Origin of the sequence: Devosia elaeis, assembly GCF_001650025.1 — a bacterium.
In the GTDB taxonomy this organism is placed as follows: Bacteria; Pseudomonadota; Alphaproteobacteria; order Rhizobiales; family Devosiaceae; genus Devosia; species Devosia elaeis.
In genome coordinates, this window is sequence record NZ_LVVY01000138.1 from 1 (window position 1) to 9,842 (window position 9,842).

Below are 9,842 nucleotides of genomic sequence, written 5' to 3' on the forward strand. Positions count from 1 at the left end.
GTCCGACATGGCGAGAATGGCGGTGGGGGGCTCACCCGCCGCAAAGATTTGCGCCATGGCCGCATGGGTGCTGGCTTCGTCCTCCAGCGTACCGAAAACCGGCACGGCATGCGGATCCATGCCGGCGGCCTCCAGGGCCTGCCAATAGCCCAGGGCCCGGTCGCGCGAGGTCGAATACCAGGCCTGCCGGACCAGCGCCGCGTCGGCGGGCCCGGAATGGCCGTCGCGCAGCATGGTCGAGAGGATGGCAAAGCGGCGATGCCCCAGCCCCAGCAGGTGTTCCGCCGCGAGACGCGCGCCGTTCAGATTGTCGACGCCGATGGCCGGGATCGATTGATCGTCGGCCCCGATCGCCAGCGCCACATAGGGCAATTGCCGCTGCCGGGTGATATCGACCAGCCGTTCCCCGCCCTCGACGCAGAGCAGGATGAAGCCATCCACCAGCGCCGAGCCGATATTCCAGGCGAGCCGTTCGTCATTGAGCGCCGATACCAGCGCCACCCCGGCGCCGCGCTCGTCGCAGATATCGGAAATCTCCGCCATCAGCTGGCGGGCCCACAAATCCTCGAAGAAATAGCTGAGCGGCTCGATGGCGGCGACACCCACCGCATTGACCCTGCCCGCCCGCAGCAGCCGCCCGGTAATGCTGGGGCCGCCATAGCCCAGCTCCCTGGCCACCGCATGCACGCGTTCGCGCACCTCCTCGCGCACGATTTCGGGCCGGCTGAACACATTGGACGCGGTTCCCTGCGACACGCCGGCCGCCTTCGCCACATCCCTGAGCCTGACCTTTTCCGGAACCTGCTTGGCCAATACATCCGCCTTTCCCCTTCAGCCCAGTGATTTAGCATCAATCTTGGATCGGTTCAATTTTTGCTTGACGCGCCCCGCGCATAAGCCTAATTTGAACCGGTTCAACACATTTTCTCGCTTTCAGATTGAATCGATTCAACATCTGCATCAGGAGGATCAGATGATCCCTGCCAGCTATCTGTTCAAGCAAGTCTATCACCAGCATTGGGAGGCCGCCGAGCCGGAGACGCCGCCGCCCGCAGCCGAACCACGAGGCGGCATGACGATCCCCCTGCCCCGGATCGTCACTCTCGCCGCCCATGTTCTGGGAAATCTCCGGCATCGCCGCCCTGGCGCCCCGATTCACGGCGCCCGTTGAGCCAAGCCACCGACCAGGAAAACAGCCAGGCCGCCACACTTCTGCCCTCAAATCACCCTCTGCGCTTCACACTGGCAGCGCATTGCCATGCTTTTCTTTGTTCGTTGAAGCGAGGAAAAGACGTCGATCCCATGCACATATCCACGTCCTCCAGACGAAAAGTCGGTCTGGCCGCCCTGGTCGGCATAATGGCTGCGGCTGCGGTCCCTCTGGCGCTTGTTGCCGGCGTCACGCCCGCGCGGGCCGCCAACCTGGCCAGCCAGGCCGATACGCAGGTTGCCATATTCATGGTCCCCCTGACCCTGCTCGTTCTGGTCCTGCTCTTCGAAGCCGCCCGCTTCGTGCGGCGCGGTGCACTCCCTGCTCAGTCCGCCGACCGGCCCGCCCGGCCCCTCCGCTGGTCGCGGGATCGGCGCGGCGGCTGAGTTTGCAAACACCACTTTGTTTCTCCCCTGACGACTGGCCGGCCTCGCGCCGGCCTTTTTTGTGACTTTCGGCCTATTGCGGGGCCTCGCGCGCCGGTTCAAACTTCCATTTTGCAAGGAGGATTGACCATGCATGTCGACACGATCCTGCAGACCAAGGGCGCCCTGGTGCATACGCTCCCCGAAACCGGCACGCTTGCCGATGCGGTGGCCCTGCTCAATAGCCACAATATCGGCGCCCTCGTCATCACCGGCGCGGCGGGAGGGATCGCCGGCATCCTCTCCGAGCGCGACATCGTCCGCCAACTCGGCCGCAATCCCTCCGGCACGCTGTCCATGCCCATCGCCGCCTGCATGACCAAAGGCGTCGTCACCTGCGAGCGCCTGACGCCCATAGACGAGGTCATGGAACGCATGACCCGCCGTCGCATCCGCCACATGCCGGTCGCCGAAGACGGCAAGCTGGTCGGCATCATTTCCATCGGCGACGTGGTCAAACACAAGATCCAGGAAGTGGAACACGAGGCCGAGGCCTTGCGCGACTATATCGCGAGTTGATCCCTCAACGCAGCCGGATCAGCCCCGCCGCGCTGTGCCGAAAGCCGCAGCCTCGGTAAAAGCCTTCCAGATGCGGCTCGAAATCGACATGCAGCCAGGTGGCGCCGCGCTCCCGCGCCAGCGCCGTGGCGCGCTCGACCATCCGCGTCGCCAGCCCCTGGCGCCGGTAATCGGGATCGGTCGCGACATCCAGCAGGAAGGCGTGCACCCCGCCGTCCCAGGCGATATTGGCGAAGCCGACCAGCCTTTCGCCATCCCGCGCCACCACATGGCCCAGGCTGCGCTGCAGCACCGCCGCGTAATTGTCGGCTATGTCCCCGCCCCAGGCCCGCCGCCAGAATGCGGCCAGCGCGGCGGGATCGGGAAAGGCATCGGCAATGATCTCGGTCATGGTCTCGTCCACCTTACCAACCTCTCCAAGACTTCACCCTTCCGCAAGGTCAGGAACAGTTCGTTGTGCTTATCCTTCTCTGCGCGCCGATGACACGGCCTTTCCCATGCAAAGGATAGACACGCTCATGAAAACCATTGCTCCTCCCGCCGTCGCGGCCCTGGTAGCCGCCTCCCTCGCCCTGGGCACCATGGCCCCGACCTTGGCGCAGGATGCCGCCCCGGTCCAGGCCCGGCAGGATGTTCACCCCGGCGCCGCGCACCGCCATGGCCATTCGCGCGGCGATCTCCTGGGTTTCGACCGCGGCGCCGAGGCCGTCGAAGTCGCCATCGTGCGCCTCGGCCACCGCCTGGACCTGAACGATGAACAGAAAATCCTGCTCGATAGGCTCAGGACCGACGCCCTCGCCGCAGCCGAAACCTTCGAAACCGAGACCGCGGGCCTGCGCCCTTCCCGCGCCGATCGGGATGAAGCGGCTACCCCGCCGGATATCGCCACGCGCTTTCAGAACCGCATAACGCTCCAGGCCGCGCGCCTTGCTGCCCTCGAGGCCGTGCAGCCCGCCTTCGTCGCCTTTTTCGAAAGCCTCACCGAGGAACAGCGGGCCGCGCTGATGCCGCAGCCCGGCGAACGCCGTCCTATCGGTCGCCCGGCCGGGGACCGCGATATCCGCCACGCCCCGCCCATCCACCGCAACTGAACCATATCGGTTCGCCGGTCCTCGCGGCGGCCCGGTGCGGCGCCCCGCCGCCGAACCCCGGCTCTCAACGGCCGGGGTTTGCTTTTGTCCTCGGCTCGACTACCAATCGAAGAGCACAATCTGGGCCGCACATGACCAATCTGCCTCTCGACCCGGCGCGCATCCGCGCCCTTTTCCCCGCCTTTGCCGAGCCGAACCTGGTCGGTCAGGCCTTTTTCGAAAATGCCGGCGGCTCCTACACGGCCCAGCCCGTGCTCGACCGGCTCGACCGGTTCTACCGCGCCAGCAAGGTCCAGCCCTACGGCGTCTATGCCGCCTCCATCGAGGCCGGCGAGGCCATGAACCTGGCCTATGAACGCCTGGCCCAGGCCTTCAACGTCACCTCGGACTGGATACATTTCGGTCCCTCGACCTCGGCCAATACCTATGTGCTGGCCCATGCCTTTGCCGGCCGGCTCGCGCCGGGCGACGCCATTATCGTCACCAATCAGGATCACGAGGCCAATAGCGGTGCCTGGCGGCGCCTGGCCGAACGCGGCATCGAAATCCGCGAATGGGCCGTCGATGCCCAGACCGGCCACCTGTCGCTCGCCGCGCTTGACGCCCTGCTCGACGGCAAGGTGAAGCTCGTCGCTGCGCCGCATTGCTCCAATATCGTCGGTGAGATCAATCCCGTCGCGGAGATCGCCGACAAGGCCCATGCCGCCGGTGCCGTCCTCGCCGTGGACGGGGTGAGCTATGCGCCCCACGGCATTCCGGATTTGCAGGCCCTCGGCGCGGACATCTACCTGTTCTCCGCCTACAAGGTCTATGGCCCGCATCAGGGCATCATGGCCATCCGCCCCGAACTCGCCGCCAGCCTCCCCAATCAGGGCCATTATTTCAACGAGGCCAAGCCCCGCTACCGCCTCACCCCAGCCGGCCCCGACCACGCCCAGATCGCCGCCAGCGCCGGCATCGCCGATTACCTCGAACAGGTCGCCGCCATTGCCGGCGACGCTGTTCAGGGGCCGGATCCCTTCCGCCGCGCCCATGCCGCCATGCGCGCCCAGGAAATCGCCCTGGCCCGTCCCTTGCTCGATTTCCTGCGGACGCGCAACGACATCCGCCTCATCGGCCCCGCCGATCCGGAGCGGCGCGCCCCCACCATCGCGCTCCATCACGCCGAGCCCGGCATCGAGATCGCCAGGCGCCTCGCCGCGCGCGGCATCATGGCCTCCGGCGGCAATTTCTACGCGGTGCGCCTGCTCGAGGCTTTGGGCATCGATCCGCACCATCACGGCGTCCTGCGCCTCTCCTTCGTCCACTACACCAGCCCCGAGGAAATCCAGCGCCTGATCGACGCCCTGGATGCCGAGCTCTGAGGCCATCACAGGGTAGCGTACCGAAGCACCATGTCCCGTCCCCTCGCCACCGCGCTGCTGCTGATCTGCACCATGTTCTGGGGCTTTGCCTTCATCGCCCAGAAATCGGCGATGGATTCCATGGGCCCGCTGACCTTTGCGGGCGTGCGCTATCTGCTCGGCGGCCTGCTGGTCCTGCCGCTCGCCTTCTACGAGCGCCGCCGCAAGCCCATTGCGCTCACGCGCATTCACTGGCTCTTCATCGCCGCCATGAGCACGGTGTTCTTCCTCGGCTCCTGGCTGCAACAGGCGGGCCTGGCCACCACCACCGCCACCAATGGCGGCTTCCTCACCGGCCTTTACGTCTTCTTCGTGCCCCTGCTCGGCTATGTCCTGTTCCGCACGCGCCCGCATCCGGTGATCTTCATCGGCGTGCCCATGGCATTGATCGGCATCTACTACCTCAATGGCGGCGGCCTCGATTCCTTCAATTCCGGTGATTGGCTGATCGTGGGCAGCGCCGTGTTCTGGGCGCTGCACGTCATTCTGCTCGGCCACGTCGCCCGCCTCACCGGCCTGCCTATTTTCGTCTCCGCCATCAGCTTCCTGTTTGCCGGTCTCCTGGCCAGCGCCATCGCCCTGGGCACCGAGGCGCCGACGCTGGACGCCATTTCCGCCGGCTGGATCGAGATCGCCTATGCCGCCGTTCTGTCCACCGCCATCGGCTTCACCTTCCAGGCCATCGGCCAGCAGCATGTGCCGCCCGCCAATGCCGCCATCGTCCTCTCCGCGGAAAGCCTCTTTGCCGCCATTGGCGGCGCGCTCATCCTGGGCGAGCGCCTGCCGATGGTCGGCTATGCCGGGGCCACGCTCATCTTCGCCGCCATCCTCCTGGTGGAAGCCATTCCCCCGCTCTGGGCCCGGCGCCGCGCCCATGCGCCGCGCATCACCAACTAGCGCCCGGCCCTACTCGGCGAAGCGATACATCTGGTAGCTCTTGCACAGCACCAGCGCCACGCAGCCGCGCAGCGTGATCTGGTCCGGGCTCACCTGGGTAATGGTGCCGTCCGCGGTCTGCCCGAACAGATGCAGCTTCCCCTGCCATTCGCCCGGCTTGGTCGGACTGGCCCGGTCGATCAGCAGCGTATTGAGATAGGGCATGTTCTGCTCGTTGTCCGCCCCATTGCCGAGCCAGATCAGTTCGGCGCAAAGCTGGGTTCCGTCGCCGCACAGGCTCACCGCATAGCGGGAATCCCGGGATTCGATTTCCCAGGTGCCCTCGGGGGAGGCCGTGGCCGGCAGGATATTGGTCAGCCCGATGGCGGCAATAAGGGCCAGCCGGCCGAGCCTGGTATGGGTTTTCATCGCTCTTACTCGCTGTAGCGGAACATTTCGTAGCTTTTGCAGACCACCAGGAACGCGCAGCCCTGCAAGGTCATCTGGTCGGCGCTGCGCTGGGTCAGCGTTCCACTCATCCTGTGTCCGAACAAGTGCAGCTCGCCCTTCCAACGGTTCGGCCCGTCCGACCGCAGGCCGCTGGCCATCGGCTTGTCCAGATAGGGCAGATATTGCTTGTTGTAGTCGGCGTCGCTGAGCCAGGCCAGCTTGCCGCAGAGCTGGGTGCCGTCGCCGCACAATTCCAGCGCGAAGCGGGTATCGCGCGTTTCCAGCTCCCATATCCCCGCCGGCGAAGCGAAGGCGGGCATGGCGGTGGCCAGGATGGCCGCGGCGGCAACGAAAATTCGGCAAAGGCGACGCATCGGCAACTCCTCGACACTGAGGCCCGGACACTGCCGCATCCTGCCTGAATGGAGACTGAATGGGACCGTCACTGCTCCGTCATATATCTTAATTAGCCTGTCCTCATCCCGGCTCCCCCAAGCCCGGATATGCCGCACTTCGCTTCCCCAGCGCCGCGGCTTCTGGAGGCCCGGTCCGCCAACCCCCGGCCTCCCAAACCGATCCATTCGGTCCTGGCCGCCCCTGGGCGGTCTCTTTTTTGTGGACCCTGCGGATTTGTCCTCGCCTGCGGGCGGGCGCTGCGTCACAACAGGTCCGATCTTTCGGGCACGACGATGGCCAAGCTCTACTTTTCCTATGCGGCGATGAATGCGGGCAAGTCCACCCTGCTGCTTCAGGCCGCCTATAATTACCGCGAGCGCGGCATGCGGCCCCTGCTCTACACCTCGGCGCTTTATGCCGAGGGGGGCGTGGGTCTCATCACCTCCCGCATCGGCATCGCCGAAGCCGCCGAACTCTATGCGCCGGGCGAGGATCTCTACCAATCGGTGCGTGACTTTCACGAGGAATCCAAGGTCGATTGCGTCTTCGTGGACGAGGCCCAGTTCCTCACCCGCGAACAGGTCTGGCAATTGGCGCGCGTCGCCGATCGCCTGCACATCCCGGTCATGTGCTATGGCCTGCGCACCGATTTCCAAGGCAAGCTCTTTCCCGGCTCGATGGAATTGCTCGCCATCGCCGATTCCCTGCGCGAAATCCGCACCATCTGCACCTGCGGCGCCAAGGCCACCATGGTCGTCCGCCAGGACATGTCCGGCCGCGTCCTCACCGACGGCGACCAGGTTTCCATCGAAAAATCGGTCTACCTTTCCCTCTGCCGCAAGCATTGGGAAGAGGCGGTTGGCCGCTGGCCCGTGAAAGGACCCTGATCCATGCAGAACGATGTCACCGAACCAAAGGGCGCGCTCACCATCCGCACTCTGGCCATGCCCGCCGATACCAATCCGGCTGGCGATATTTTCGGCGGCTGGGTGATGAGCCAGATGGACATTGCCGGCGCCATCGCCGCCATCGAGCGGGTCAAGGGCCGCGTGGTGACCGTGGCGGTCGAGGCCATGACCTTCATCGCCCCCGTCAAGGTCGGCGACGTGCTCTGCGTCTATACCGATATCGAGCGGGTCGGCACCACCTCCATCATCGTGGGCCTCGAAGCCTGGGTGCGCCGCAACCGGCTCGATGATCGCGTCAAGGTCACCGAAGCGCGCTTCGTTTACGTTTCCCTCGATGAGAATGGCCGCAAGCGCGCTATTCCGCCCGCCTGATATTGTTCAGCCTGCGTTCAGGCAGGCAATGTTTATTTCTGGTCCAAGGCACTGAACAATGCTTTGGTGAAGCGCGTCTGTTGCGCCGGGAGCGTTCCTTGGGGGAACTCTTTTCGCACAGGTTCCGTTTCTCCGGTCACAAACTATGGGCATGGCAGCCGCAAGCGTCGCTCCGGACGTCCGGAGCCGGCAAGCCAGGGCCACAGGAGCAAGCTATGCACCGTCAAACTCGAAAGAAACTGCTCAATTTCGTCACCGGCATCGCCGTGGCACTGGCGGCGGCCGTCGTCTTCCTGCCGGCCGCCCAGGCCGCGCCGGGCACCGCCACCTCCAACGTCAATGTGCGCTCGGGCCCGGGCACCAGCTATGGCGTCATCGACACCCTGCGCCGTGGCGAACAGGTCGACGTGCAGCGCTGCCAGGGCTCCTGGTGCTTCGTGCGCGGTCGCGGCTTTTCCGGCTGGGTCTCGGCCAGCTACCTGGCCGCCGGCGGCCGTCCGGTGAACCCGTCCAATCCCGGCCTGTCCTTCGGCTTCACCATTGGCGGCCCCGATGGCCCGCAGGTCAGCATCGGCATCGGCGGCGGCAACCAGCCGCGTCCGCCGCGTCCCGGCCCGCGTCCGCCGGTCATCCAGCCGGTCTATGAAGTGTGCTTCTATGACCGCACCAATTTCCGCGGCAACAGCTTCTGCATGGAGCAGGGCGAAGCCATTCGCGATCTGCGCGGCTGGACCGACCGCATCTCCTCCATCGACAATCCCTCGCGCGTGCGCGTGGAGGTCTGCTCGGAAGTCGCCTTCCGCAATTGCCGCACCTATACGACCAGCGCGGCCTCGCTCGGCGATTTCGACAGCTACGTCGCTTCGATCCGCCTGCGCTGATCTTGCGCCCCGCTGCCCTAACCTCGCGCCGCCCCACAAGGGCGGCGCTTTGCTTTGCATCGCGCAAGGCGAGACGCTAACCTCGTTCCATCACCTGCACCGGAGTTGCCCATGCATCGGTTCCTGGCTATCGGTTTCGCCCTCATCCTCGCCGCCCTGCCCGCCGCGCCGGCCTGGGCCCTCACCGAGGCCGGCAGCCACGGCTGGAGCCGGGCCGAGTTGACCCTGCGCACCGGCCCCGGTCCGCAATACGAGGTCGCCGGCGCCCTGCCCGGCAAGGTCGCCATCAAGATCCTGCGCTGCCAGAAATTGTGGTGCCTGGTCGATGGTCCGGGCGGGCGCGGCTGGGCCGACAAGCATTATGTCGATTTCGGCAAGGATCCGCATTGGCCCATCCTCGATCCGGACAATGACTGGCCCGATCTCGCCGGCGGCCGCCTCTGCTTCTATGAAGGCGCCAATTTCACCGGCCGCTCCTTCTGTGCCGGCAGCGGCGAAGTATTCAACGATCTGGCCACCTGGGGCTGGGACAATCGCATCCGCTCCATCCAGATCGTGGAGGGCACCAGCGCTGCGATCTGCCGCGACCGCTTCTTCCAATCCTATTGCGAGCGCGTCTATCAGAGCCAGCCGGCGCTCGCTCCGTTCCTGCAAAGGCAGGTTTCCTCCATCCGCGTCTATTGATCCGGAAAGCACAACGCCGCCCCATGGGGCGGCGTTGTTCCGTCAGGCCGGGGGTGGAACGCCCCTGCCATCGGGTCTCCAGGGAGGAGCTCAGGCTTTCCCTATTCCTCGAATTCGCCATAGAACAGCACATAGAGCCGGTCTTCCAGCGGCCGCACCACATCGGCATAGGCCATGCCCTCCTGCCGCGCCTGTCTGGCCTCGGCGATCAGCCCGTCCACATGCTCGCGCATCATCGCCATCTGGTCTTCCGGCAGACCCGACGCGGCCAGCCGCGCCAGCGGCTCGTCGAAGGTGGCGTTGAACTGATCCTCGGGAATGGTGGCCATATAGCCCCGGCCCACCGCCTCATAGGCCACGGCCCAGCTTTCCCGGTCGAAGCCGGCGGCGGGGATCAGGGAGGCGCCCAGCGAGTCGTAATCGTAATAAATGTCCGCCGCGTCCAGCACCATGCCCTCGCCCGTCTCCTGGGCCAGCTTCTCGACCACCCCGACCACCGCCTCGGCTTCCGCCAGGGTCAGCGCCAAGACGGAATTCGCCACCCCGAGCAGCAGCGCCAAAGCCGCAGCCCGGACAAAACCAGTCTTCATGCTAGAAAGCTCCCTTGATACCGGCCGAGACGGCCAG

At 65.7% G+C, this 9,842-nt stretch carries 15 protein-coding genes; 10 read left to right on the top strand and 5 right to left on the bottom strand.

What is annotated here, in order from left to right:
• The coding region (locus tag A3840_RS18125; RefSeq protein WP_067460376.1) for a LacI family DNA-binding transcriptional regulator at positions 1–813 on the bottom strand (813 nt) is incomplete at its 3' end.
• Here A3840_RS18125 and A3840_RS19520 point away from each other — a divergent pair.
• From A3840_RS19520 to A3840_RS18140, 3 genes are all read left to right on the top strand, one after another.
• A complete protein-coding gene (locus tag A3840_RS19520) occupies positions 806–1,171 on the top strand; it encodes a hypothetical protein (protein WP_131798379.1) in 366 nt (121 codons plus the stop codon). The two genes, A3840_RS18125 and A3840_RS19520, sit on opposite strands and share 8 nt — an antisense overlap.
• Before the next feature lie 188 nt (positions 1,172–1,359).
• On the top strand, positions 1,360–1,596 hold the full coding sequence (locus A3840_RS18135; RefSeq protein ID WP_067460383.1) for a hypothetical protein: 237 nt from the start codon (positions 1,360–1,362) through the stop codon (positions 1,594–1,596).
• A gap of 129 nt (positions 1,597–1,725) precedes the next feature.
• Positions 1,726–2,154, top strand: coding sequence for a CBS domain-containing protein (locus A3840_RS18140; protein WP_067460386.1), 429 nt, complete (start codon positions 1,726–1,728; stop codon positions 2,152–2,154).
• A gap of 4 nt (positions 2,155–2,158) precedes the next feature.
• On the opposite strand, the gene A3840_RS18145 is transcribed toward A3840_RS18140, so the two are convergent.
• Positions 2,159–2,545 carry a GNAT family N-acetyltransferase gene (locus tag A3840_RS18145; RefSeq protein WP_067460421.1) on the bottom strand — a complete coding sequence of 129 codons (387 nt, stop codon included), beginning with the start codon at positions 2,543–2,545 and terminating at the stop codon, positions 2,159–2,161.
• Positions 2,546–2,672: 127 nt separating this feature from the next.
• Between A3840_RS18145 and A3840_RS18150 the strand changes: the two genes are divergently transcribed.
• The 3 genes from A3840_RS18150 to A3840_RS18160 all read left to right on the top strand — a co-directional run bounded on the left by A3840_RS18150 (position 2,673) and on the right by A3840_RS18160 (position 5,545).
• Positions 2,673–3,245 (top strand): Spy/CpxP family protein refolding chaperone, encoded by a 573-nt coding sequence (locus tag A3840_RS18150; protein WP_067460394.1) that lies wholly within the window; start codon positions 2,673–2,675, stop codon positions 3,243–3,245.
• 131 nt (positions 3,246–3,376) lie between these two features.
• Positions 3,377–4,609: an aminotransferase class V-fold PLP-dependent enzyme gene (locus tag A3840_RS18155; RefSeq protein ID WP_109442368.1), complete on the top strand. Its 1,233-nt coding sequence runs from the start codon at positions 3,377–3,379 to the stop codon at positions 4,607–4,609.
• Between the two features lie 30 nt (positions 4,610–4,639).
• Positions 4,640–5,545, top strand: coding sequence for a DMT family transporter (locus A3840_RS18160; RefSeq protein ID WP_067460397.1), 906 nt, complete (start codon positions 4,640–4,642; stop codon positions 5,543–5,545).
• Positions 5,546–5,554: 9 nt separating this feature from the next.
• On the opposite strand, the gene A3840_RS19785 is transcribed toward A3840_RS18160, so the two are convergent.
• Positions 5,555–5,953 carry a DUF2147 domain-containing protein gene (locus tag A3840_RS19785; RefSeq protein WP_067460400.1) on the bottom strand — a complete coding sequence of 133 codons (399 nt, stop codon included), beginning with the start codon at positions 5,951–5,953 and terminating at the stop codon, positions 5,555–5,557.
• Between the two features lie 5 nt (positions 5,954–5,958).
• Positions 5,959–6,348 carry a DUF2147 domain-containing protein gene (locus A3840_RS19790; RefSeq protein ID WP_067460403.1) on the bottom strand — a complete coding sequence of 130 codons (390 nt, stop codon included), beginning with the start codon at positions 6,346–6,348 and terminating at the stop codon, positions 5,959–5,961.
• A 315-nt stretch (positions 6,349–6,663) separates the two neighbouring features.
• On the opposite strand from A3840_RS19790, the gene A3840_RS18175 reads away from it, so the two are divergent.
• The 4 genes from A3840_RS18175 (at position 6,664) to A3840_RS18190 (ending at position 9,215) form a co-directional block, all read left to right on the top strand.
• Entirely contained in the window at positions 6,664–7,257 is a 594-nt protein-coding gene (locus A3840_RS18175; protein WP_067460406.1) for a thymidine kinase, read from the top strand.
• Positions 7,258–7,260: 3 nt separating this feature from the next.
• Positions 7,261–7,650, top strand: coding sequence for an acyl-CoA thioesterase (locus A3840_RS18180; RefSeq protein ID WP_067460409.1), 390 nt, complete (start codon positions 7,261–7,263; stop codon positions 7,648–7,650).
• 215 nt (positions 7,651–7,865) lie between these two features.
• On the top strand, positions 7,866–8,531 hold the full coding sequence (locus A3840_RS18185; RefSeq protein WP_067460412.1) for an SH3 domain-containing protein: 666 nt from the start codon (positions 7,866–7,868) through the stop codon (positions 8,529–8,531).
• Positions 8,532–8,642: 111 nt separating this feature from the next.
• Complete coding sequence (locus A3840_RS18190; RefSeq protein ID WP_067460415.1) at positions 8,643–9,215, top strand: SH3 domain-containing protein; 573 nt, start codon at positions 8,643–8,645, stop codon at positions 9,213–9,215.
• A 101-nt stretch (positions 9,216–9,316) separates the two neighbouring features.
• Here the strand turns inward: A3840_RS18190 and A3840_RS18195 are convergent, their stop codons facing one another.
• Positions 9,317–9,805, bottom strand: coding sequence for a hypothetical protein (locus tag A3840_RS18195; protein ID WP_131798380.1), 489 nt, complete (start codon positions 9,803–9,805; stop codon positions 9,317–9,319).
• Positions 9,806–9,842 lie beyond the last annotated feature (37 nt).